This window comes from Streptomyces sp. HUAS 15-9, assembly GCF_025642155.1.
GTDB lineage: Bacteria > Actinomycetota > Actinomycetes > Streptomycetales > Streptomycetaceae > Streptomyces.
The window spans coordinates 6,028,365-6,050,180 of sequence record NZ_CP106798.1; the positions used below are offsets into that span (position 1 = coordinate 6,028,365).

A 21,816-nucleotide genomic window follows, 5' to 3' on the forward strand; every position below is an offset into this window, starting at 1 on the left:
CTCCGATCGTGGAGGGCCGGGCCACGGCATGATGCGCGCCCGGAGCCGTTCAAGTACGCCGACGGCGACCCGGTGCCTGAACAGGAGGGAGGATCCGCGCATGGCAGATTTCATCCGCGAGGGGCGGTTGTTCCGTGTCATCGCCCGAGGAGTTCGCCGTGCTGCGGGATCGACTTTCCGGTGGAGTCGGGCAGCGTCGGCTGAGCCGGTGTGAAAACGGGCTGAGGGCGCCCCCTGTCGCAGGGGGCGCCCTCAGTGTCGTGCAAGGTCCTTCAGTGGGGCGTTACTTGCCGTCGCCGCCGACGTGGTGGACGCGGACCATGTTGGTGGTGCCGGGGACGCCGGGGGGCGAGCCGGCGGTGATGATGACCGTGTCGCCCGGGGTGAAACGGCTGAGCTTGGCCAGCTCCTGGTCGACCATGTCGACCATTTCGTCGGTGCTGTTCACGAACGGCACGATGTGCGACTCCACGCCCCAGCTGAGCGTCAGCTGGTTGCGGGTGCCCTCGTCCGTGGTGAAGGCCAGGATCGGCTGGGCCGCGCGGTAGCGGGACAGCCGGCGGGCGGTGTCACCGGACTTCGTGAAGGCGATCAGGCCCTTGCCGCCCAGGAAGTCCGCGATCTCGCACGCGGCACGCGCGACCGAACCGCCCTGCGTACGGGGCTTCTTGCCGGGGACGAGCGGCTGCAGGCCCTTGGAGAGAAGCTCCTCCTCGGCCGCGGTGACGATCTTCGACATCGTCTTGACCGTCTCGACCGGGTACGCGCCCACGCTCGACTCGGCCGACAGCATGACCGCGTCGGCGCCGTCCAGGATCGCGTTGGCCACGTCGGAGGCCTCGGCGCGGGTCGGGCGGGAGTTGGTGATCATCGACTCCATCATCTGGGTCGCCACGATCACCGGCTTGGCGTTGCGCCGGCACAGCTCGATCAGGCGCTTCTGCACCATGGGGACCCGCTCGAGCGGGTACTCGACGGCCAGGTCGCCGCGGGCGACCATCACGCCGTCGAACGCCATCACGACGTCCTCCATGTTCTCCACCGCCTGCGGCTTCTCCACCTTGGCGATGACCGGGACGCGACGGCCCTCCTCGTCCATGATCCGGTGGACGTCGTTCACGTCCTTGGCGTCACGGACGAAGGACAGGGCGACCAGGTCGCAGCCCATCCGCAGCGCGAACCGCAGGTCCTCGATGTCCTTCTCGCTCAGTGCGGGCACGTTGACGGCCGCGCCGGGCAGGTTGATGCCCTTGTGGTCGGAGACGACACCGCCCTCGATGACGATCGTCCGCACCCGCGGACCCTCGACGTCCACCACCTTCAGCTCGACGTTGCCGTCGTTGATCAGGATCTGGTCGCCCCGTGCGACATCACCCGTCAGGCCCTTGTACGTCGTCCCGCAGATCTGCTTGTCGCCCGGGACGTCCTCGGTCGTGATGACGAACTCGTCACCACGCTCCAGTTCGACCGGACCCTCGGCGAAGGTCTCCAGACGGATCTTGGGGCCCTGCAGATCGGCGAGGACGCCGATGGCGCGGCCGGTCTCCTTCGAGGCGGCCCGGACGCGGTCGTACCGCGCCTGGTGCTCGGAGTGGGTGCCGTGGCTGAAGTTGAACCGAGCCACATTCATGCCGGCCTCGATCATGGAGACGAGCATCTCGTGGGAGTCGACCGCGGGGCCGAGAGTACAGACGATTTTCGAACGGCGCATGGAGCGATCCTATCGGTTTGTTTCGCTACGGAATATTCCGTCTGGTGGAAGATACAAATGGGCGGACGTGCGCTCACTCGTGTTACCGCCGTGTAATTGCTCAGCTGTTCACCTAAATGCTCAGCTGTTCACTCAGCTGTTCATTCCGACCAGTGCGTAGGTCTGTGTGGCGATCTCCAGTTCCTCGTCGGTGGGCACCACGGCGACGGCCACCCTCGCGTTCTCGGGCGAGATCAGCCGAGGCCGGTCGGCGCGTACGGCGTTCAGCTCGCCGTCCACCGCCAGGCCCAGCTCCTCCAGGCCCGCCAGGGCAGCCTCTCGCACGGGACTCGCGTTTTCCCCGACTCCGGCTGTGAAGGCGACCGCGTCCACCCGTCCGAGCACCGCGTAATAGGCGCCTATGTACTTCTTCAAGCGGTGAATGTAGATGTCGAAGGCGAGACGCGCCTGTTCGTCGCCCTCGTCGATCCGACGGCGGATCTCCCGCATGTCGTTGTCACCGCACAGCCCGAACAGACCGCTTCTCTTGTTGAGAAGAGTGTCGATCTCGTCCATGGACATTCCGCCAACTCGCTGCAAATGGAAGATGACGGCCGGATCCAGGTCGCCGGAGCGCGTCCCCATCACAAGCCCCTCCAGCGGGGTGAGCCCCATCGAGGTGTCCACGCACCGGCCGCCGCGCACCGCCGAGGCGGACGCCCCGTTGCCCAGGTGCAGCACGATGACATTGACCTCCTCCGGCGCCTTCCCGAGCAGCTCGGCGGTCGCCCGGGAGACGTAGGCGTGCGAGGTCCCGTGGAAGCCGTAGCGCCGGATGCGGTGCCGGTCCGCGAGCTTCGGGTCGATCGCGTAGCGCGCCGCGGACTCCGGCATGGTCGTGTGGAACGCCGTGTCGAAGACCGCGACCTGGGGCAGGTCGGGGCGCAGCGCCAGCGCCGTGCGGATGCCGGTGAGGTTGGCCGGGTTGTGCAGCGGCGCGACCGGGATCAGCCGCTCGATCTCGGTCAGTACGGCGTCGTCGATGACGGTCGGCTCGGTGAAGAACATGCCGCCGTGCACCACGCGGTGCCCGATCGCGGCCAGTTCCGGCGAGTCCAGACCGAGATCGTCCTTGGCCAGTTCCTCGGCCACGGCCTTGAGGGCGGCGTGGTGGTCGGCGATCGGGCCGTTCTCCTCACGGGTGGCGCCCGAGGTGAGACAGGTGTGCTTCAGCCGGGAGGTCTGCTCGCCGATGCGCTCGACGAGACCAGCCGCCAGCCGGCTGCTGTCACGCATGTCCAGCAGCTGGTACTTCACCGACGAGGAGCCTGAGTTGAGGACGAGGACGCGGGAAACCAGGGGGGCCGAGCGAAGCTCGTCGGACAGGGCGGTGGTGGGTGACGGGTGGGCGGTCACTGGGCGGTTGCCTTCTCGCTCGGGTTCTGGGCCTGGATGGCCGTGATGGCGACGGTGTTGACGATGTCCTGGACGAGGGCGCCCCGGGACAGGTCGTTGACCGGCTTGCGCAGACCCTGCAGGACCGGGCCGACGGCGATCGCGCCGGCCGAGCGCTGCACGGCCTTGTACGTGTTGTTGCCGGTGTTGAGGTCGGGGAAGATCAGCACGCTGGCCTGTCCGGCGACCTCGGAGCCCGGCAGCTTGGTCGCCGCGACCGACGGCTCCACGGCCGCGTCGTACTGGATCGGCCCCTCGATCTTCAGGTCGGGCCGCCGCGAGCGCGCCAGCTCGGTCGCCTCGCGCACCTTGTCGACGTCGGCGCCCGAACCGGACGTACCCGTGGAGTACGACAGCATCGCGATCCGCGGCTCCACGCCGAACTGCTGCGCGGTGGCGGCCGACTGGATGGCGATGTCGGCCAGTTGCTCGGCGTTCGGGTCCGGGTTGACCGCGCAGTCGCCGTAGACCAGCACCTTCTCGGCCAGGCACATGAAGAACACGGAGGAGACGATCGACGACTCCGGGGTGGTCTTGATGATCTCGAAGGCGGGCCGGATGGTGGCCGCCGTGGAGTGCACGGAGCCGGAGACCATGCCGTCGGCGAGACCCTCCTGGACCATCAGGGTGCCGAAGTAGTTCACGTCGGAGACGACGTCGTAGGCCAGCTCCACCGTCACGCCCCGGTGGGCCCGCAGCCCGGCGTACGTCTGGGCGAAGGCGTCGCGCAGCTCGGAGGCGGCGGGGTCGATGAGCTGGGCGTCGCCGAGGTCGATACCGAGGTCGGCGGCCTTCTTGCGGATCTGGTCGACGGTACCGAGCAGGGTCAGATCGCACACGCCCCGGCGCAGCAGCACCTCGGCGGCGTGCAGCACACGCTCCTCGGTGCCCTCCGGGAGGACGACACGGCGCTTGTCGGAGCGGGCCTGTTCGAGCAGCTTGTGCTCGAACATCATCGGGGTGACCCGGTCGCTGCTCGGCGCGGAGACCCGCTTGAGCAGATCGCCGGTGTCGACGTACCGCTCGAACAGGCCGAGCGCGGTCTCCGCCTTGCGCGGGGTGACCGCGCTCAGCTTGCCCTCCAGGGAGAACAGCTGCTCGGCGGTGGGGAAGCTGGTGCCGGGCACCGAGACGACCGGGGTGCCCGGGGCGAGCCGGGAGGCGAGGGTGAGGATCTCCTCGGAGGGCCGCTCGTTCAGGGTGAGCAGCAGGCCGGCTATCGGCGGGGTGCCGGCGCTGTGCGCGGCGAGCGAGCCGATCACCAGGTCGGCGCGGTCGCCCGGGGTCACCACCAGGCAGCCGGGGGTCAGGGCGCTGAGCAGGTTCGGCAGCATGGCGCCGCCGAAGACGAAGCCGAGCGCGTCCCGGGCCAGCCCCGAGTCGTCCCCGAGCAGCACCGTGCCGCCCAGGATCTGGGTGATCTGGGAGACCGTCGGCGCGGACAGCGCGGGCTCGTCGGGCAGCACGTAGCAGGGGACCGGCAGCCGGTTGGTGAGCCGCTCGGCGATCTCGTCGCGGTCCTCGCGGGCCACCCGGTTGGCGACCATGGCGAGGACGTCGCAGCCGAGACTGTCGTACGCCCGGAACGCGTTGCGCGTCTCGGCGCGCACGGACTCGGCGGTCTGCCGGCGGCCGCCCACGACCGGGATCACGGACGCGCCGAACTCATTGGCGAGCCGGGCGTTCAGGGACAGCTCGTCCGGGAGCTGGGTGTCGGCGAAGTCGGTGCCGAGGACCAGGACGACGTCGTAGTCCCGCGCGACCAGGTGGAACCGGTCGACGAGAGTGGACACCAGCTCGTCCGTCCCCTGCTCGGCCTGCAGCGCGGACGCCTTGTGGTACTCCATGCCGTAGACCGTCGCCGGGTCCTGGGAGAGCCGGTACCGGGCACGTAGCAGCTCGAACAGGCGATCGGGGCTGTGGTGGACGAGCGGCCGGAACACCCCCACCCGGTCGACCTGCCGGGTCAGCAGCTCCATGACTCCCAGCTCTACGACCTGGCGGCCGTCGCCGCGGTCGATCCCCGTCACGTACACGCTGCGCGTCACGTGGGCACTCCGTTTCGTCTGTCACATCTCCGCATAAAAATCGCCCACCAAGGTGAGCAGATCCCTCTTGACAATACCCCTGGCGCTAGATAAGGCGCCCGTCAGGTCATCGGCCCCCTGGCGGACGTGAAACAATCAGACTTGCTCACCGGTATCAACAGCGACCATCACCGGTACCAACAGCGACCAGGAGACACAGCACGATGCGCATCGGAGTTCTCACCGCAGGCGGCGACTGCCCCGGCCTGAACGCAGTGATCCGGTCTGTCGTGCACCGGGCGGTGGCGCAGTACGGCGACGAGGTCATCGGCTTCGAGGACGGCTACCGGGGACTGCTCGACGGTCACTACCGCACCCTCGACCTGGACGCGGTCAGCGGCATCCTGGCGCGCGGCGGCACCATCCTCGGCTCCTCCCGCCTGGAGCGCGACCGGCTGCGCGAGGCCTGTGAGCGGGCCACCGACATGGTCGGCGAGTTCGGCATCGACGCCCTGATCCCGATCGGCGGCGAGGGCACGCTGACCGCCGCCCGGATGCTCTCCGACGCCGGGCTGCCGGTCGTGGGCGTGCCGAAGACGATCGACAACGACATCTCCTCCACGGACCGCACCTTCGGCTTCGACACCGCGGTCGGCGTGGCCACGGAGGCCATGGACCGCCTCAAGACCACCGCCGAGTCCCACCAGCGCGTGATGGTCGTCGAGGTCATGGGCCGTCACGCGGGCTGGATCGCCCTGGAGTCCGGCATGGCCGGCGGCGCCCACGGCATCTGCCTGCCCGAGCGCCCCTTCGACCCCGCCGACCTGGTCAAGATGGTCGAGGAGCGGTTCGCCCGCGGCAAGAAGTTCGCCGTCGTCTGCGTCGCCGAGGGCGCCCACCCCGCCGAGGGCACCATGGACTACAGCAAGGGCGAGATCGACCAGTTCGGTCACGAGCGTTTCCAGGGCATCGGCACGGCACTGGCGTACGAGCTGGAGCGGCGCCTCGGCAAGGAGGCCAAGCCCGTCATCCTCGGCCACGTCCAGCGCGGCGGCACCCCGACCGCGTACGACCGCATCCTCGCCACCCGCTTCGGCTGGCACGCGGTGGAGGCCGCGCACCGCGCCGACTTCGGCCGGATGACCGCGCTGCGCGGCACCGACATCGTGATGGTGCCGCTCGCGGAGGCGGTCACCGAGCTGAAGACGGTCCCGAAGGACCGGATGGACGAGACGGAGTCGGTCTTCTAGGACCGCCCCGGCCGTCCTGCTGTCAGGCCGTACTGGCCTCGACCCGTGACCAGAAGTGGTCCACGATCCGGTCGAGGAAGTCACGGCCGTTGCCGCTCGAGTCGTCCGCGGCACCGGTGCCGCCCCAGCTCAGCGTGGCCACCATCTGCCCCTGGTAGTCCCGGTGCAGCTCCTGGAGGGTGCCCTCCAGGAGCCGGCGGTCCAGCGGCACCATACGGCCCACCGGGCGCACATAGGCCCGCCAGCGCGTGGTGACCGCACCGCGCAGCAATTCCGCCAGCTTCGCGTCGTGGCCGCTGACGGTCACGAAGTCGGGCAGGGACAACGCGAGCAGCGCGGCGAGGGCGGCGGACTGCCGCTCGGTGCCGCGCCACTCGTTGTGCTCCTCCATCCGCAGATAGGCGAGGAGTTCCAGCCTGACGGCGAGAGCGACGTCCTCCGCCGCCAGCCCACGGGCCGTGCGGTGCTCGCGCAGACTGCGCGGCCGCCCGATCAGTTCACCCGGCGAGCACCACAACACCCCCGCGAGAGCGGCGAGTTCAGGACTGCTGGGGGTGACGAGGCCCCGCTCCCAGGTGACGACCAGGTCAGCGGTGACGTAGGGCAACCCGTACGAGGCACGCATTCCGTAGGCGACCTGCTCGGGTCCCATGCCGAGAGCGGCACGGAGTTTGCGGGCGGCGGGGGCGTTGAAGGGGGGACCTGGCTGGTTCCGTGGGGCTGGCGGTCGGTGCACAGCGGACAACGTACGGGTGCTCGCCGGTGATGACTACGGTCTGTTCGGCCACAATCACGGATTGTAGGAATGTCTGGTTCCGGGTGCTGGGGACGGACGGCGGATCCGACACGTGCCTACCGCCGGTCGACTCGCTTCCCGATCACGGGTCCGTAGAAGGTCCCGCCACGGAAGTCGATGTGGTCGCCCCCGTGGACGGCTCGGGGCTCCTCCTCGGAGCGCGCGGACACATCGCCGCCTCCGGGCCGGTGCTTGCGCAGCACCGCCATCGCCACCGACGCCGCCTGCGCGGCCGCCCTCTCCTGTGAACCCCCGGCGTCCGCCTCGGACTTGAGCGCGTCGGCGCGGTCGCTGATGCCCCGGACGACCAGGGCGTCCACTTGCCCGCTCAGATGCGCCGCGTGGGCCGCGCCCGCCCCCTCCATCTCGATCGCGGCCGCGTCGTTGTAGTGCTCGCGGACCTGGCGGGCGATCTCGGAGCCGGCGTCGGCCAGGACGACGTCCCCGGTGGCGATCGGCTTGAAGTGGGTCCGTACGTCCGCCATGTCCCGTACGGCCGAACGCGCGGCCTGCACCAGTGCGTTGGAGCCGTACCAGGCCTCCGGGCGGATCAGCAGGCCCTCGGCGGTCTGCTTGCCACCGTGGATGCCGTACACCTTGGTCCCGACGACGACGTCGCCGATGCCGATGTCGTCCTTGAGGCTGCCCGCGACACCGACGAAGAGGACCGCCCGCGGACGGAGCCAGTCGATGAGCGACGCGGTGAGCGCGGCGGTGGCCCTGGCGCCCTCGCCCAGCTCGCCGATCGCCACATGCCAGGGCGTGCCGGGCAGCCGCCCGCGTTCGAGCCAGGTGCCGTTGCCGGGGTGGACGAGATCCTGCCGGTCCTCGACATGGGCGCGGACGGCGGAGTACTCCAGCGCGAGTGCGGTCAGGACCAGAACGGTGGACTGCGTCTCCGGCACCCTCTTAAGGTACTGCCGGGGGAAGGGGGCGTAGTGCCGGAACGACACGTCACCGTGGGGCAGTTGCTGCTCATCGAGTACCAGACCGTCAAGGACGAGCAGAAGACGAGGATCGGGTTCCGGGACAACCTCCTCTACGTCACGCTCACCGTCGTCGCCGCCGTCGTCGCCGCGTCGGCGCAGGCCGGACAGCCCGCCATGCTGCTCGCGCTCCCGCCGGTCTGTGTGGTCCTCGGCTGGACCTATCTCGTCAACGACCAGAAGATCTCGGCGATCGGCCGGTACGTACGCGAGGACCTGGGACCCCGGCTCGCGCGGCTCGCCCGGACGGAAGGAACCGGAGAGCCGGGAGAGGCCGAGGAGGTCTTCCTCTGGGAGCGCGTCCATCGTGGCGACCGGCGCCGCAGGTCACGCAAAGCCGTGCAGTGCGTCATCGACCTGCTCGCCTTCTGCCTGGTGCCGCTCGCCGGGCTCACCGTCTACTGGACCGGCGGGCAGGGCAGCGGCGGCCTTCTCGTGGTGTCCGTCATGGAAGCCCTGGCCGTGGTCGGTCTCGGCGCACAGGTCGTGTCGTACGCCGGGGCGAACACCTCCGGGTGACGGGTGGCCGCTCACTGCCCCCTGACCCACCGGTACTGCAACTCCGGCCGCCCCACGGTCCCGTACTGCGGACTGCGCGCCGCCCGCCCCGCGTCCACCAGGTGCTCCAGATAGCGGCGGGCCGTGATGCGGGAGATGCCGACCACCTCGGCGACGCCGGCGGCCGTGAGTCCCTCCGCGCTGTCCCTCAGGGTCACCGTGACCCGCTCCAGCGTCGGCCCGCTCAACCCCTTCGGCAGTGCCGCGGGACCGGGTGCCCGGAGCGAGGCCAGCGCCCGGTCCACCTCGTCCTGGCCGCTCGCCTCGCCCACCGCCGCACGGAACTCGGCGTACCGCACCAGCCGGTCCCGCAACGTCGCGAAGGTGAACGGCTTCAGGACGTACTGCACGACTCCGAGCGAGACCCCCTCCCGGACCACGGTCAGATCCCGTGCCGACGTCACCGCGATGACATCGGCGTGATGCCCGGCCGCCCGCAGGGAGCGCGCGAACTGCAGACCGTGCACATCGGGCAGATGCAGATCGAGAAGGAGCAGGTCCACCGGCGTACGGTCCAGGAGACGCCGTGCCTCCGCCCCCGTGTGCGCCTTGCCCACGGCGACGAACCCCGGCACCCGGCCGACGTACGTCACATGCGCGTCCGCCGCCACCGGGTCGTCCTCCACCACCAGGACGCGGATGGACTGCTCGTTCGTCATACGTCGCCTCCAGACACCGGGGACGGCCCGGCCGGCGTGTGCAACGGCAACCGCACCTCGAACTCCGCTCCACCACCGTCGGCCTCCGCCACCGTCAGCGTCCCCTGCTGACGGTGCACGGCCTGCCGGACCAGGGCCAGACCGAGCCCGCGCCCGCCCGGTCCCGCCGGCTTGGTGGTGAACCCCCGCTGGAATACCAGTTCCGCATGGGCCGGATCCACACCGGTGCCGGTGTCCGCCACCCGCAGGACGAGTTCCCCGCTCGTCTCGCTCTCCCCGCCCACCCCGCCTTCCGTGTACGCCGTCACCGTCACCCGCGCCCCGACGCTGCCCTGCGCCGCGTCCACCGCGTTGTCGATCAGGTTGCCGAGGATGGTGACCAGATCGCGGGCCGGGAGGCCGGGCGGGAGCACCCCGTCGTCCAGTCGGCTGTCCTCGGAGAGGACCAGTTCCACGCCCCGCTCGTTCGCCTGCGCCGTCTTGCCGAGCAGCAGGGCGGCCAGGACCGGCTCGCTCACCGCCGCCACCACCTGGTCCGTCAGCGCCTGCGCCAGTTCCAGTTCCGCCGTGGCGAAGTCGACCGCCTCCTGAGCGCGGCCCAGTTCGATCAGGGAGACGACCGTGTGCAGCCGGTTCGCCGCCTCGTGCGCCTGGGAGCGCAGCGCCTGTGTGAAACCGCGTTCGGAGTCCAGCTCGCCCATCAGGGACTGGAGTTCGGTCACGTCCCGGAGGGTCACGACCGTGCCGCGGCGCTCGCCGCCCGACACCGGTGAGGTGTTCACCACCAGCACCCGGTCCGCCGTCAGATGCACCTCGTCCACCCGGGGTTCGGAGGCCAGCAGCGCACCCGTCAGCGGGGCCGGCAGCCCGAGTCGCGCCACCGACGTGCCGATCACGTCCTTCTCTGTCGGCACGCCCAGCAGCTCCCGGCCGCCGTCGTTGATCAGCGCCACCCGGTACTGGCCGTCGAGCATCAACAGCCCCTCGCGCACCGCGTGCAGCGTGGCCTCGTGGTAGTCGTGCACCTGGCTGAGCTCGGTCGCGTTCATGCCGTGGGTGTGGCGGCGCAGCCGGGCGTTGACGACGTACGTACCGACCGCGCCCAGCAGCAGGGCGCCGCCGGCCACCGCGAGCAGCGCCGTGACCTGGCCCCGCACCCGCTTGCTGATCGCCTCGACCTTGATGCCGGCGCTGACCAGGCCGATGACGCGGCCGTTCTCCTCCACGGGCGTGACCGCCCGGACGGAGGGGCCGAGGGTGCCGGTGTACGTCTCGGTGAAGGTGCGGCCGTGCTGGGCGGGGCCGATACGGCCGAGGAAGTGCCTGCCGATCTGCTTCTCGTCGGGGTGCGTCCAGCGGATGCCGGACGGGTTCATGATCGTCACGAAGTCGACGTCCGCGTCCCGCATCACCTGGAGGGCATACGGCTGCAGCCGGAGGGTGGGGTCGGCGGTGTGGATGGCCGAGCGGACCGAGGGGGAGTCCGCGATCGAGCGGGCCACGGCCGTGGCGTGCCGGGCCGCCGCGTCCTCGGCCTGTCGCTGGTCGCTGACGTAGGTGAACAGCGCGTACCCGGCCACGAGCACCGCTATCAGCACGGCCTGCATGGCGAAGAGCTGGCCGGCCAGGCTGCGGGGACGGGGGACGGACGGGAAGCGCATGTCGTCAGTGTGCATCCGCGGTTAAGCGTGAACTAAATGAACGGAAGGGTGACCGCCCTCACAGGGCGGGAGATAGTCACGGCATTCCCCATAACCCCCGGACGTGAGCCGCACGCCGGTGTGTTGCCGACGAAGACGTCAAGGAGGGCAGCCGTGGCCGCCAGTACCCCCGATACGGCACCAGCCGTACCCGCCGTGAAGCGGGACCGCACCCACTATCTGTACATCGCCGTCATCGCGGCGGTCGCGCTCGGCATCGCCGTGGGGCTCATCTGGCCCGACCTCGGGGTCGAGCTCAAGCCCCTCGGTACGGGCTTTGTGAACCTCATCAAGATGATGATCTCGCCGATCATCTTCTGCACGATCGTGCTCGGGATCGGGTCCGTCCGCAAGGCCGCCAAGGTCGGCGCCGTCGGCGGTATCGCCCTCGGCTACTTCCTCGTCATGTCGCTGGTCGCGCTGAGCATCGGGCTCGTCGTCGGCAACGTCCTGCACCCGGGCGACGGGCTGCACCTGACCGACGCGCTCAAGGCGACCGGGCACGACCAGGTGTCCGCGGACGCGCTGCCGCCCGTCGAGTTCGTGCTGTCGATCATCCCGGTGACCTTCGTCTCCGCCTTCACCGAGGGACAGGTCCTGCAGACCCTGCTCGTGGCGCTGCTCACCGGGTTCGCGCTGCAGGCCATGGGGCCGGTCGGCCGGCCGGTGCTGCGTGGCATCGAGCACATCCAGCGGCTCGTGTTCCGCATCCTCGCCATGGTGATGTGGGCCGCCCCGATCGGTGCCTTCGGCGCCATCGCGGCCGTGGTCGGCTCCGCCGGCCTGGATGCGCTCAAGAGCCTCGCCGTGCTGATGCTCGGCTTCTACGTGACCTGCTTCCTGTTCGTCTTCATCGTGCTCGCCGCGCTTCTGCGCGCCGTCTCCGGGCTGAACATCTTCTCGCTGTTCAAGTACCTGGGCCGGGAGTTCCTGCTGATCCTGTCCACCTCCTCCTCCGAGTCCGCGCTGCCTCGGCTCATCGCGAAGATGGAGCACCTGGGCGTCAGCAAGGCCGTCGTCGGCATCACCGTGCCGACCGGCTACTCCTTCAACCTCGACGGCACCATGATCTACATGACCATGGCGTCGCTCTACATCGCCGACGCGCTCGGTACGCCGATGTCGATCGGCACGCAGATCCCGCTGCTGCTCTTCCTGCTCCTCGCCTCCAAGGGCGCGGCGGGCGTCAGCGGCGCGGGGCTCGCGACCCTTGCCGGTGGTCTGCAGTCGCACAAGCCCGCGCTCGTCGACGGCGTCGGCCTGATCGTCGGCATCGACCGCTTCATGAGCGAGGCCCGGGCCCTGACGAACTTCGCGGGCAACTCCGTCGCGACGGTGCTGATCGGCACCTGGACCAAGGAGATCGACAAGGACCGCGTCAAGCAGGTGCTCGCCCGCGAGCTGCCGTTCGACGAGACGACCCTGCTGGACGAGAACGAGGCCACCGCGGCCCCCGAGCCGACCGAGCCGACCGAGGACGGCGAGAAGGAACTCGCGAAGGCCTGAACGGGCCCTCTTCCGACGCCCCTTCCGATGCCCGACGTCCCTTCCGACGTCCCTTCCGACCGCCGGGCGCCCGGCCCTGCCTGAACCCGGGCCGGGCGCCCGGTCCACCGCCCCGGGCGGCTGAGTCTCCCCCCGAAGCTCAGCCGCCCGGCTTCTGTTTCCGGCGTCAACTCGCCCACTACGGCGTCAACTCACCCACCCCGGCGTCTGCTCGCTCAGCTTCGCCACCAGCGCGGTGGCCAGGGAGGCGGGCACGCCCGACGCGGCCAGTACGGCGACCGCGGCGGAGCGGCCCGCCTCCTGTGCCGCCAGCAGGTCGTCGTTCACCGCCTCCATCACCGCGAACAGCATCTGTTCATGCACGTACGCCAGCGCCGGAGCCGGCAGCGGCGAGCTGAACGTCCCCTGCTCCAGGCCCTGCCGCAGCACCTCGGCACAGGCTTCGCGGACCGGCGTGAGGCGCTCGCGGATGCCCTGCACGGTGACCGTACGCTGGGCCAGCGCGACCAGCAGCCGGTAGCGGTCGGCGATCTCCCAGACCGCGAGCACCGACCGGGCCACGGCCTCCGCCGGGTCGTCGACCCCCTCGCGTCCCGCCGCGTGCGCGGCCGCCAGCGCCTCCACCGCCCCGTCGACCAGTGTGCCGATCAAGGCCTCGCGGCTGGGGAAGTGCCCGTACACCGTCCGCCGTACGACCCCCGCGGCGCGCGCGATCTGGTCCATGGAGGCGTCGGGGTCGCGCAGCAGCTCGGCGAGGGCGACGTCGAGGATGCGGCGCCGGTTGGCGTCGGCGCGAGAGCTGTTACCCGTGGTCATGGCTGCCATTCTGCCTGCCCCGCGGAGGGCCTCACGGTCCGTCCGCAAGGGCTTCACCTCCTCCATTTGCACAACGCTGTGCAGTAGCCGTACATTGCACATCGTTGTGCAATTGCACGCCACTGTGCAAGTCCGGTCGTGTGCATCTGTCCCGTGTGGATCTGTGAGGAAGGCGACCCCTGCTCATGCGACTCGTCATGAACGAACCGGTCGAAAGGACGGACCGCCCCTATACCCGGCGCTGGTGGGCCCTGCTGGTGCTCTGCCTGAGCCTGCTGATCATCGTGATGGCCAACACCGCCCTCACGGTCGCGGCCCCCGACATGACCGAGGACCTCGGTCTGTCCAGCGCCGACCTGCAGTGGGTGATCGACGGCTACACGGTCCCGTACGCCGCGCTGATGCTGCTGCTCGGCGCGATCGGCGACAAGTACAGCCGGCGCGGCGCGCTGATCCTCGGGCTCGTGGTCTTCGGGGGCGGGGCCGTCTCCGGTTACCTCGCCGACAGTTCCACCGCCGTCATCGCGGCCCGTGCCGTGATGGGCGTCGGCGCCGCGCTGATCATGCCCGCCACGCTCTCCCTGCTCGCCGCGACCTTCCCGCGCGCCGAGCGGGCCAAGGCCATCACCCTGTGGACGGCGACCGCGGGACTCGCCATCGCGGCCGGTCCGGTCGTCGCGGGCGCACTGCTGCGCGACCACGGCTGGTCGTCGACCTTCCTGATCAACGTGCCCATCGCCGCGGTCGCGATCGTCGGTGCCCTCGTCCTCGTGCCGCCGTCCAAGGCCGGTCACCACGACCGGATCGACTACGTCGGCGGGCTGCTGTCGGTGCTGTGGGTCGGCTCGCTGGTCTACATGATCATCGAGGGGCCGCACTTCGGCTGGGGCGTGAAGGCCGTGAGCGCCGCGGTCGCCGCGGGTGTCGGCCTGGTGGCCTTCGTCGTGTGGGAACTGCGCCACCCGCGTCCGGTGCTGGACGTGCGCCGCTTCGCCGATCGCCGGTTCGCGGGCTCCAATCTCGCGGTCGCCCTCTTCTTCCTGGCCGTCTTCGGCGCCTTTTACTACCTCACCCAGCACCTCCAGTTCGTGCTCGGCTACGACGCGCTCGGCACCGGTCTGCGCATGCTCCCGCTCGCGGGCGCCGTCTTCGTCGGCTCGGCGCTGACCGGCTGGCTCACCCCGCGCGTCGGCATGAAGTGGACGGTCACCGCGGGCATGGTCGGCGGCACGACCGCGCTGGCCCTGCTGACCCGGGTGGACGCGTCGTCGTCGTACGGTGATCTCGTCGCCCCGCTCATCGTGCTCGGCCTGGCCATCGGGCTCGCCCTCTCGCCCTGCACGGACGCGATCATGGGCGCCTTCCCGGAGTCCGAACTGGGCGTCGGCGGCGCGGTGAACGACACCTCGCTGGAGCTCGGCGGCTCGCTCGGCATCGCGATCCTCGGCTCGCTGCTGTCGACGTCGTACGGCAACCACCTCACCGACGCCACCGCGGGCAGCGGGCTCCCGGCGGACGCCCTGACCACCGCCCAGGACTCGGTCGGCGCCGGCTACGCGGTCGCGCAGGGCATCGGCGGGAAGGCGCGCCGACTCGCGGCGCAGGCGGCCGAGGCGACCGACCCGCAACAGGCCGCGAAGCTGAAGGAACAATCGGCCCAACTGGCCACGGGAGCGCACCAGATGGCCGACGCGGTCGGCTCCGCCTTCTCGGACGCGGTGGCCCACACGAGTTTGGTCGGCGCGGTGGTCCTGGGCGTCGGCACGATCCTGGTGGCCTTCCTGCTCCCCCGCCAAGAGTCGGCTGTTCCGGCGGTACGGGAAGAGGAGCGGGAACTGGTGGACAGCGCGGCTGGTTGACCCGCGCACCCGTTGCGGAACGCCCGCATGGCCTGCCTGGTGGAGTCAGGGATCGAACGTCTGTACTTACGTTCCCTGGTTGGGGTGGCGGAGGCGGGATGAGGGTGCGGGTGTTCGTTTGGCGTACGTACGGTCTGGTGGTGAAGGAAGAGGACGGGGTGGGGCATGTTCGGTACACCTACCGGCTGCGGGTGTCGGCAACGGCCCGGGCGGGGCTGCTGGGGAGTGGGACCGGTGCCGGTGGGTGTGGAACGAGTGCGTGGCTCGCTCCAAGAAGGCCCATGCGGAGGGCGAGGAGTGCGGTGCGGCACGGCTGGATCGGATGTTGACCGAGGCCCGCGCGGTCACACCGTGGCTGGCCGAGGGGGCCAGCGTGCCGCAGCAGCAACTGATCCGTGACTTCGGCAAGTCCCGGGCGAAAGCGCTCAAGGACATCAGGGAACGGCTGCCGGTGAAGCAGCGGGCGGGGATGCCAGGCTACAAGAAGAAGCATGAGGCTGATCCGAGTCTGAATTACACGCGGCGCAATTTCCGGCTCAGGGACGGGCGGCTCCACCTGGCAGGCGGGATCGTGCTGAGGGTGGTGTGGTCGCGGGAGTTGCCTGTCGAGCCCTCGTCAGTGCGGGTGTTCCGGGACGGGGTTGGTGACTGGTACGCCTCCTTCGTCGTCCCTGTTCGTGTCGAGCCGCTGCCGAAAACCGGCCGAGTGGTCGGTGTGGACTGGGGCGTGAAGGAGATCGCGACCACCACGTCTGATACCCACGACCAGCCCCACCCCGAGCACGGCAAGAAGGCGAAGGCGAAGCTGTCGCGATATGACCGGATGATGGCCCGCCGCAGGCCGAAGAATGGGCGGGCCGCGTCGAAGGGGTATCGGGAGGCGAAGAAGTGGCGGGCGAAGACCTACCAGAAGATTGCCCGCCAGCGGCAGGACGGGGCCCGCAAGTGGGCGAAGAAGGTGGTGCGGGACCATGACTCGATCGCGGTGGAGGACTTCAAGCCGAAGTTCCTTGCGAAGACGTCGATGGCGCGCAAGGCGGCGGATGCCGCGATCGGCGTGACGAAGAAGGCCCTGTTGGACATGGGCCGCAAGCACGGGCGGGACGTGCGTCTGGTGCATCCCGCGCACACCACCATGGACTGCGGACGGTGCGGAGCGAGAACCAAGCACGCACTTCCGCTGTCGGAACGCACCTACACTTGCACCGCGTGCGGATCCGTCTCTCCAAGGGACAAGAACTCCGCGCGTGTGATGCTCGTCCGGGCTGGTCTGGCCCCGGCTGGTGTGGATGGCGTAAGGCCTCTTGGAGCGCTGCTCCAAGAGGCGGCCTGAGCCAGGAATCCCCTTCCCCCCGGGAGGGGAGCAGTCAATAACGTGCCGTGCCGGACCAGCCGGAACGGCACGTTCATATTTTTGCGTGTTCGTTTGCTCGTATGTATGCATGGAGGCACGGGGGATGAAGATCGACTGGGACCGGCGGCACTGCGCACGTAAGGGACACGTGACGTATGTGCCGGACGAGCCGAGGTTCCGGGAGCGGCTGCACGCCCAGACCGCCCTCGGCGACGTATGGCGCTGTCTGCGCTGCGGCGACTTCGTGCTCGGTGAGCCGCACGGTTCGGGGCCGGCCGACGACGCGCCGCTGGTGCCGCGCGGGAAGGTGCTGCGGGACCTGTTCATCCTGCGGTTCCTGTCGATCGAGCGGGCCGTGCGCGGCGTGTTCATCGTGCTGGTCGCGGTGGCGGTGTGGAAGTTCAGCAACAGCCAGGACGCGGTACGGCGGCTCTTCAACGAGAACCTCGACGTCTTCCGCCCGGTCTTCAGGCACTTCCACTACGACCTCGACCACTCACCGGTCGTCGGCTCCATCCAGAAGGCATTCGGCTACAAGCACTCCACGCTGCTGCTGGTGGCCGCCCTGCTGCTGGCCTACGCGGTGATCGAACTCGTCGAGGCGGTCGGCCTCTGGTACGCCAAGCGCTGGGCGGAGTACCTCACGGTGGTCGCCACCGCCGCGTTCCTCCCGCTGGAGATCTACGAACTCACCGAGCACATCAGCTGGTTGAAGATCACCACCCTCGTCCTCAACATCCTCGCCGTCCTCTACATCGCCGTCACCAAGCGGCTGTTCGGGCTGCGGGGCGGACGGAAAGCCTTCGACGAGGAGCGGCACAGCGCCTCGCTGATGGAGGTGGAGGAGTCGGCCGGCGTGGCGGTCTAGGGGCGCCTGTCCGTGGCGGCGGATACCCTGCGCGGGTGCACGTGACAGAGGACGACCGCCGCCTTCCTCCTGCCCTGGCCGACGTGGCGCGGGTCGAGTTCGACCACGCCGACGGTGAGGGCGTCGACTTCGAGCCGTACCCCGTCTTCGACTCCGCCGAAGAGACCACAGACTGGGTGCGCTGTGGACCGGCAACCGTGAACTCGACGGCGGCGCCTACCGGGTCTTCGGTCGGGTCGGTTCCGGTGGTCTCGTCGCCGTCTGGTTCGCCCGGCCGGGCCGTCCGCTCGGGGAGCAGCCCGTGGTGTTCATGGGCTCGGAGGGCGAGTGTGGCCTGGTCGCGGGAAACCTTTCCGGCTTTCTGTGGGTGCCGGCCGACGGCTACGGCCCTCGGGAGGCCGCCCTGCACGAGGACGAGGAGCGCTCGGCCGGGCCCGACCCCGGTCTGGCCGAACTCGCCGCGCGCCATGCGAGCACCCCGCGTCGGCCGGCCCTGGAGATCGTCGCCGAGGCCCGTGCGGTGTTGCCCTCCTTTGCCGAGGATCTCGACGAACTCTGCCGTTGAGGCGGGTCAGGCCTGCGCCCAGGGATCCGTGATCTCCCGCAGCAGGGTCAGCGCTTCGCGCAGTTGCTGCATGCGCCGCTTGCCCAGGTGGGTCTCCCACTCCCGTTCCACCTCGGCGACCACCGCGTCGGCGATCTCCTTGGCCGCCCACGCCCGTTCCGCCAGACACACCAGCCGGGCCCGCTTGTCGGTCGGGTCCGGGGCCCGGCGTACATAGCCCGCCTTCTCCAGCTGGTCGACCAGGAAGCCCGCGGTCTGCTTGGTGATCTGGGCCTGTTCCGCCAGTTCCGTCAGGCGTGTGCCGTCCGGGCCGACGCGCTGGAGGACCCGGGCCTGGGCGGGCGTGAAGTCGTCGAAGCCGGCCTCGGCGAGCACACCGAAGATACGGTTCTCCAGGGCCCGGTACGGGATGAACAGGAGCAGTCCCGTGTTGAGTTCGCTCTCCGCCACCACCGTCTACGCCCCCTTCGCATGCCTTGACTTTGGTCAGAGTCTCTGACTACTTTGGTCAGAGAAGCTTACCACTTGAGTGGGCGGTGATCCGCATGGGCGTGGCGTTGGACGTGGACGAACTCTGGCAGGTCGTCGACCGCGAGCGGGCGGGTCTGGCCGACCTGCTGGCGGGCCTGAGCCCCGGGGAGTGGGAGACGCGGACGCGGTGCGGGGACTGGCGGGTGCGGGACGTCGCCGCGCATCTGACCATGGGTGCGCGCTTCAGCTACCGGCAGGTGCTGGGCGAACTCGTCCGGGCCCGCGGCAACCTCGACCGGATGATCCACGACGCCTCGGTCTGCGAGGGACAGGCGCCGGTCGAGGAGATCGTCGCTCACCTGCGCTCACTCGTCGGCTCCCGCCGTGCGGCACCGTTCACCACGCCCCGCGAGTCCCTCCTCGACGTTCTCGTCCACGGCCAGGACATCGCCCTCGCTCTCGGCCGGACCCGCGAGATGCCCCGAGAGGCCGCCCGCGACGCCGCCGACCGGGTGTGGACCATGCGCGTCCCGCCCCGGCCATGGCCCCTCCCGCACGCCCGGCTCGTCGCCACGGACATCGCGTGGACGCGCGGCGGGGGCGAGGAGGTCCACGGCCCGATCGCGGCCCTGCTCCTGCTGCTCACCGGGCGTCCGGAAGCGGCGCGCGAGTGGTTCGAGCGGGCCGCCGTACCGGAGCAGTGAGACACCCAGGGACCACGGGGGACCGCGGGGGAGTGAAGCGGCGGGTTCGCGACCGGGCCCGCCGCTTCGCCGGCTCGTGGTGAACGGCTCGGCGAACCTCACCTCAATTCCTTTGACCCGCCCGCCGGTCCGGCCCAGGCTTGATGGCCTCGAAGCGCACGCGACGTACGGAGGTGGACATGGGAGAGCCGGGCAGGGTGGAGATCGTCAGCAAGCAGGAGTACGAGGCCCGATACGGTCCGGAGAGGGAGCCGTCACCCCTCTCGCTGGAGCAGATCAACGAGTTGTTCTCCGAGTTCCTCATGGCGGTCGCCCGCCCGAAGCGTCCGGACACCGACGGCAGCCGCGACCTCGCCAAGCGGCTGCGCGATCACCTGGGGTCGGCGCCGACGGACCGCCCGGTGGTGAAGGCCGCCTACGCCTCCTTCGACCTGCCCAACGTCCACCTCGCCCTGGAGCGCTGGTTCGCCGCGGACGGCCGCTCGTACGAGCTGATCGGTATGCGCGGCGCCCAGCACCACGGCGACCTCACCCTCGGCGACATCATCGACGCCGCCGACCGCTACGACCGCTTCGTGGTCGGCGCCGTCGACTACGCCCATCTGCCGGTCTCACCCGACGAGGAACTGGCCTGCGTCTCCTGCGGGTTCTACCTCGGTGCGGAGGACGACGAGCGGTTCGTCGTCCTCCTGCGCGGCCCGCAGGACGAGTACGGGCGCAACAAGGTCGAGGTCGAAGTCCTCGCCGGGGAGAAGGAGTTCGCGGACCGGCTGCTTGCCGGGATCGACGCGCTCGTGCGCGAGCACAGTGTCTTCCGCGGGCAGGTGCTCTCCTTCGAGGGCTCGGAGTTCGGGCACGGCCTCGGCCCGTTCCGCTTCCACCGCCGCCCCGGCCTGACCCGTGACGACATCGTGCTGCCGGCCGGGCTCCTGGAGCGGGTGGAGCGGCAGGTCGTGGGCGTGGCCCGGCGTCGTGAGCAACTGCGCGCGGCGGGCCAGCACCTGCGCCGGGGCCTCCTGCTGTACGGCCCGCCCGGCACCGGCAAGACCCACACGATCCGCTATCTCCTCTCCCACCTCCCGCAGTTCACGGTCGTGATCCTGTCCGGCGAGAGCATCGAGGCCATCGGCCCGGCCTGCGCCCTGGCCCGGATGCTCCAGCCCGCGCTCGTCGTCCTGGAGGACTGCGACCTGATCGCCGAGTCCCGTGACTACGGCGGCGGCGAACAGCCCCTGCTCTTCCAGGTGCTGAACGAGATGGACGGCCTCGGCGACGACGCCGACGTCGCCTTCCTGCTCACCACCAACCGCGCCGACCTGCTGGAACCGGCCCTCGTGCAGCGCCCCGGCCGCGTCGACCTCGCCGTGGAGATCCCGCTGCCGGACGCGGAGGGCCGCGCGGCCCTGCTCGGCCTGTACGGCGCGGGGCTCGGCCTCGGCAAGGACATCGCCGACGAGGTGGTGGTCCGTACGGAGGGCACGACGGCCTCCTTCACCAAGGAGCTGGTGCGGCGGTCCGTCTTGATCGCGGCGGAGCGCGAGTCGCCCCGCACCGAGCCGGAGGACGTCCGCGAGGCCCTCGACGAGCTCCTCTCCGACCGCGACCGCCTGACCCGCCGCCTGCTCGGCGTGCGGGACGGCGACGGGGACGAGGAAGAAGAGGACGAAGACGAATGACTCCGTTCCCGCCGGCCTTGCCCTGACGCCGACGTCAACGCCTACGGTCGTACCCATGCGAATCGGCGAGCTGGCCGCACGGGCCGGGACCACCACGCGGGCGCTGCGGTACTACGAGTCGCGGGGGCTGCTGCCCGCGCGGCGCGACGACAAGGGGTACCGGTCCTACGACGAGGCCGACCTCAGGCTGCTCACCCAGATACGGACGCTGCGGGACTTCGGGTTCGACCTGGAGGAGACGCGGCCGTTCGTGGAGTGTCTGCGGGCCGGGCACCCGGAGGGTGACTCGTGCCCCGCCTCGCTCGCGGTCTACCGGCGCAAGCTGGACGAGCTCGACGCGCTCATCGGGGAGCTGCGGGCGGTGCGGGAGAAGGTCGCCGGGCAGCTGGTCCGGGCCGAGCGGGCGCGGTCCGAACTGGCCGCCGAAGCGCTGGTTCCGGGAGGTCCGGAACCGTTGTGCGAACTGGGAGGGCAGGAGCGTTGATCAAGGCGGACGGCGTGACCGAGGTGACGGACGCGGACTTCGCGGCTCAGGTGCTCGGCTCGGATCTGCCCGTACTGGTGGAGTTCACCGCCGACTGGTGCCCGCCGTGCCGGCAGATGGGGCCGGTGCTCGGCGCACTCGCCCAAGAGACGAGCGACCGCCTGAAGGTCGTACAGCTGGACGTGGACACCAACCCGTCGACCACCAACGCGTACAAGGTGCTGTCGATGCCGACGTTCATGGTGTTCCGCGCCGGTGAACCCGTCAAGGCGATGGTCGGGGCGCGTTCCGGGCGCAGGCTTCTGGAGGAGCTCTCCGACGTCTGGTAGGTAAAGCCACGGGCTCACAAAAAATCCCCCGAGCAATTGCGCTCGGGGGATTTCTGTGCGTAT

At 70.1% G+C, this 21,816-nt stretch carries 18 protein-coding genes and 2 pseudogenes; 11 read left to right on the plus strand and 9 right to left on the minus strand.

What is annotated here, in order from left to right; genetic code table 11:
• Window positions 1-283: 283 nt before the first annotated feature.
• From pyk to pta, 3 genes are all read right to left on the minus strand, one after another.
• Entirely contained in the window at window positions 284-1,711 is a 1,428-nt protein-coding gene (gene pyk, locus N8I87_RS27995) for a pyruvate kinase (RefSeq protein WP_263212818.1), read from the minus strand.
• A gap of 132 nt (window positions 1,712-1,843) precedes the next feature.
• Complete coding sequence (locus N8I87_RS28000; protein ID WP_263216709.1) at window positions 1,844-3,049, minus strand: acetate kinase; 1,206 nt, start codon at window positions 3,047-3,049, stop codon at window positions 1,844-1,846.
• 53 nt (window positions 3,050-3,102) lie between these two features.
• On the minus strand, window positions 3,103-5,193 hold the full coding sequence (gene pta, locus N8I87_RS28005) for a phosphate acetyltransferase (protein WP_263212820.1): 2,091 nt from the start codon (window positions 5,191-5,193) through the stop codon (window positions 3,103-3,105).
• Between the two features lie 203 nt (window positions 5,194-5,396).
• Between pta and N8I87_RS28010 the strand changes: the two genes are divergently transcribed.
• Window positions 5,397-6,422, plus strand: coding sequence for an ATP-dependent 6-phosphofructokinase (locus tag N8I87_RS28010; RefSeq protein WP_263212822.1), 1,026 nt, complete (start codon window positions 5,397-5,399; stop codon window positions 6,420-6,422).
• A 22-nt stretch (window positions 6,423-6,444) separates the two neighbouring features.
• On the opposite strand, the gene N8I87_RS28015 is transcribed toward N8I87_RS28010, so the two are convergent.
• Together N8I87_RS28015 and N8I87_RS28020 are read right to left on the minus strand one after the other, a co-directional pair.
• A complete protein-coding gene (locus N8I87_RS28015) occupies window positions 6,445-7,158 on the minus strand; it encodes a helix-turn-helix domain-containing protein (protein ID WP_263212825.1) in 714 nt (237 codons plus the stop codon).
• 116 nt (window positions 7,159-7,274) lie between these two features.
• Window positions 7,275-8,123, minus strand: a complete 849-nt coding sequence (locus N8I87_RS28020; RefSeq protein WP_263212828.1) for a 5'-methylthioadenosine/S-adenosylhomocysteine nucleosidase family protein — start codon at window positions 8,121-8,123, stop codon at window positions 7,275-7,277.
• 33 nt (window positions 8,124-8,156) lie between these two features.
• On the opposite strand from N8I87_RS28020, the gene N8I87_RS28025 reads away from it, so the two are divergent.
• Window positions 8,157-8,723 carry a hypothetical protein gene (locus N8I87_RS28025; protein ID WP_263212831.1) on the plus strand — a complete coding sequence of 189 codons (567 nt, stop codon included), beginning with the start codon at window positions 8,157-8,159 and terminating at the stop codon, window positions 8,721-8,723.
• Between the two features lie 11 nt (window positions 8,724-8,734).
• On the opposite strand, the gene N8I87_RS28030 is transcribed toward N8I87_RS28025, so the two are convergent.
• Together N8I87_RS28030 and N8I87_RS28035 are read right to left on the minus strand one after the other, a co-directional pair.
• Complete coding sequence (locus N8I87_RS28030; protein WP_263212833.1) at window positions 8,735-9,421, minus strand: response regulator; 687 nt, start codon at window positions 9,419-9,421, stop codon at window positions 8,735-8,737.
• Window positions 9,418-11,082 (minus strand): sensor histidine kinase, encoded by a 1,665-nt coding sequence (locus N8I87_RS28035; RefSeq protein WP_263212835.1) that lies wholly within the window; start codon window positions 11,080-11,082, stop codon window positions 9,418-9,420. The genes N8I87_RS28030 and N8I87_RS28035 overlap by 4 nt, the downstream gene beginning before the upstream one ends.
• A 153-nt stretch (window positions 11,083-11,235) precedes the next feature.
• On the opposite strand from N8I87_RS28035, the gene N8I87_RS28040 reads away from it, so the two are divergent.
• Window positions 11,236-12,627 (plus strand): cation:dicarboxylate symporter family transporter, encoded by a 1,392-nt coding sequence (locus N8I87_RS28040; RefSeq protein ID WP_317633499.1) that lies wholly within the window; start codon window positions 11,236-11,238, stop codon window positions 12,625-12,627.
• Window positions 12,628-12,813: 186 nt separating this feature from the next.
• Here the strand turns inward: N8I87_RS28040 and N8I87_RS28045 are convergent, their stop codons facing one another.
• Window positions 12,814-13,452, minus strand: coding sequence for a TetR/AcrR family transcriptional regulator (locus tag N8I87_RS28045; protein ID WP_263212836.1), 639 nt, complete (start codon window positions 13,450-13,452; stop codon window positions 12,814-12,816).
• A 176-nt stretch (window positions 13,453-13,628) separates the two neighbouring features.
• On the opposite strand from N8I87_RS28045, the gene N8I87_RS28050 reads away from it, so the two are divergent.
• The 4 genes and pseudogenes from N8I87_RS28050 to N8I87_RS28065 all read left to right on the plus strand — a co-directional run bounded on the left by N8I87_RS28050 (window position 13,629) and on the right by N8I87_RS28065 (window position 18,089).
• Window positions 13,629-15,302 carry an MFS transporter gene (locus N8I87_RS28050; protein ID WP_263212838.1) on the plus strand — a complete coding sequence of 558 codons (1,674 nt, stop codon included), beginning with the start codon at window positions 13,629-13,631 and terminating at the stop codon, window positions 15,300-15,302.
• Between the two features lie 98 nt (window positions 15,303-15,400).
• Window positions 15,401-16,635: pseudogene (locus N8I87_RS28055) on the plus strand (RNA-guided endonuclease InsQ/TnpB family protein).
• A 124-nt stretch (window positions 16,636-16,759) separates the two neighbouring features.
• Window positions 16,760-17,524, plus strand: a complete 765-nt coding sequence (locus N8I87_RS28060) for a DUF2127 domain-containing protein (RefSeq protein ID WP_263212840.1) — start codon at window positions 16,760-16,762, stop codon at window positions 17,522-17,524.
• Between the two features lie 41 nt (window positions 17,525-17,565).
• Window positions 17,566-18,089 (plus strand): annotated as a pseudogene (locus N8I87_RS28065) (SMI1/KNR4 family protein).
• 6 nt (window positions 18,090-18,095) lie between these two features.
• Here N8I87_RS28065 and N8I87_RS28070 read toward each other — a convergent pair.
• Complete coding sequence (locus N8I87_RS28070; protein WP_263212843.1) at window positions 18,096-18,542, minus strand: MarR family winged helix-turn-helix transcriptional regulator; 447 nt, start codon at window positions 18,540-18,542, stop codon at window positions 18,096-18,098.
• A gap of 92 nt (window positions 18,543-18,634) precedes the next feature.
• On the opposite strand from N8I87_RS28070, the gene N8I87_RS28075 reads away from it, so the two are divergent.
• The 4 genes from N8I87_RS28075 (at window position 18,635) to N8I87_RS28090 (ending at window position 21,753) form a co-directional block, all read left to right on the plus strand.
• Window positions 18,635-19,264 (plus strand): maleylpyruvate isomerase family mycothiol-dependent enzyme, encoded by a 630-nt coding sequence (locus N8I87_RS28075; protein WP_263212847.1) that lies wholly within the window; start codon window positions 18,635-18,637, stop codon window positions 19,262-19,264.
• A 179-nt stretch (window positions 19,265-19,443) separates the two neighbouring features.
• Window positions 19,444-20,940: an AAA family ATPase gene (locus tag N8I87_RS28080; RefSeq protein ID WP_263212850.1), complete on the plus strand. Its 1,497-nt coding sequence runs from the start codon at window positions 19,444-19,446 to the stop codon at window positions 20,938-20,940.
• Between the two features lie 55 nt (window positions 20,941-20,995).
• On the plus strand, window positions 20,996-21,424 hold the full coding sequence (locus N8I87_RS28085; protein WP_263212853.1) for a MerR family transcriptional regulator: 429 nt from the start codon (window positions 20,996-20,998) through the stop codon (window positions 21,422-21,424).
• Entirely contained in the window at window positions 21,421-21,753 is a 333-nt protein-coding gene (locus N8I87_RS28090) for a thioredoxin family protein (RefSeq protein WP_317633500.1), read from the plus strand. Before N8I87_RS28085 ends, N8I87_RS28090 begins: the two co-directional genes overlap by 4 nt.
• Window positions 21,754-21,816: the final 63 nt, after the last annotated feature.